Annotated in this window: 2 protein-coding genes; both read right to left on the bottom strand. The window is 72.4% G+C overall.

The window, feature by feature from the left end; genetic code table 11:
• Positions 1–606, bottom strand: a 606-nt coding sequence (locus Sru01_RS35030) for a cellulose-binding domain-containing protein (RefSeq protein WP_203995211.1), incomplete at its 3' end; no start/stop codon positions are given.
• Between the two features lie 28 nt (positions 607–634).
• Positions 635–1,403 (bottom strand): endo-1,4-beta-xylanase (locus tag Sru01_RS35025; protein WP_239138078.1); only part of this gene is annotated, 769 nt, incomplete at its 5' end.

The raw sequence follows: 1,403 nt of genomic DNA, 5'->3' as shown, positions 1-1,403 counted from the left end.
CGTCCAGCGGTACGACGACGGCAGCTGGCAGGTGCCGCCGGTCGGCGTGGGAGTCGGCGTGGGGGTGGGGGTAGGCGTCGGCGTGGGGTTCGGGCCCGTGGGGGTGGGCGTGGGTGTCGGGCTGGGGTCCCCGGGGGTGCCGGTGCAGGCGACACCGTTCAGCGAGAACGACGTGGGCGCCGGGTTGCTGCCGTTCCACGCGCCGTTGAACCCGAAGTTGACGCTGCCGCCGGAGGGGATCGAGCCGTTGTAGGAGACGTTGGTGGCGGTCACCGACGAGCCCGACTGGGTGTGGGTGGCGTTCCAGATCTGGCTGATCTGCTGACCGGCGCCGAAGGACCAGGTCAGCCGCCAGCCGTTGACCGCGTCACCGAGGTTGTTGATGGTGACGCTGGCCCCGAAACCACCCGACCAGCTCGACGTGATGGAGTAGTCGACCCGGCAGGCCACGGCGGCCTGGGCGGGCTGGGTGCCCAGCAGGCCGGCTCCGGCCAGCAGGACCGGGACGGCGCCGATCGCGAGACCGCGGCGCGAGGCCCGTCGCGGCGGCGCCGCGGTCGGGACGGTGGTGGGGCGCGGTGACCGCGCTCGCCAAGGCAGACGCATCTGTATTCTCCTCATCATTTTCCGGCCGTCAGGGGCTGGTGCAGGTGGCGGTCGGGGTGGCCGCGGTGCCGTTGGCGGTGAAGCCGAACGTCGTCGATCCGCCGGCCGCTATCGAGCCGTTGTAGGCGGCGTTGCGCACGGTGACGCTGGAGCCGGACACGCTGTGGGTGCCGTTCCACAGGCTGCTGATCGACTGCCCGCCGGGCCAGCTCCACCGCACGGTCCAGCCGTTGACCGCCGCGGCGCCCGCCCGGACGGTCACCGTCGACTGGAACCCACCCGGCCAGCTGTTGGTCGTCGTGATCGTCGCCGCGCACCCGTCCGGAACCGGCGTCGGAGTCGGCGTGGGGGTGGGCGTCGGAGTCGGGGTGGGCGTCGGCGTGGGGGTGGGCGTCGGAGTCGGGGTGGGCGTCGGGGTCGGGGTCGGGGTGGGCGTGGGGGTCGGAGTCGGCGTCGGGTTCGGCGGGGCGGCGTTGAGGGCGTTGAGCACCGCGTCGTAGGCGGGCTTCTTGTTGCCGCCGCTGAACAGCAGCGGGGTGTCCCCCGAGCGCCAGGAGTCCTGGTCGCGCACGCCCCACACCGTTATGCCGTTGCACCGCGGCACCGCCAGGCAGTCGTTGACCACCGACGCGTAGGTCTGCGCCGAGGCGCCCTGGATGTCCAGCTCGGTGATCTGCACGTCCACCCCGAGCGCGGCGAAGCTGGAGATCGTGGTGCGGTAGTTGGGGTTGTAGGCACTGCCGCTGTTGAAGTGCGACTGCAGGCCGACGCAGTCGATCGGCACGCCGCGGGCCTTA

The sequence above is a fragment of the Sphaerisporangium rufum genome (assembly GCF_016863395.1).
Lineage (GTDB): Bacteria > Actinomycetota > Actinomycetes > Streptosporangiales > Streptosporangiaceae > Sphaerisporangium > Sphaerisporangium rufum.
Note: the sequence above shows the minus strand (reverse complement) of the source record. Positions and strands in the feature narration are given on the sequence as shown.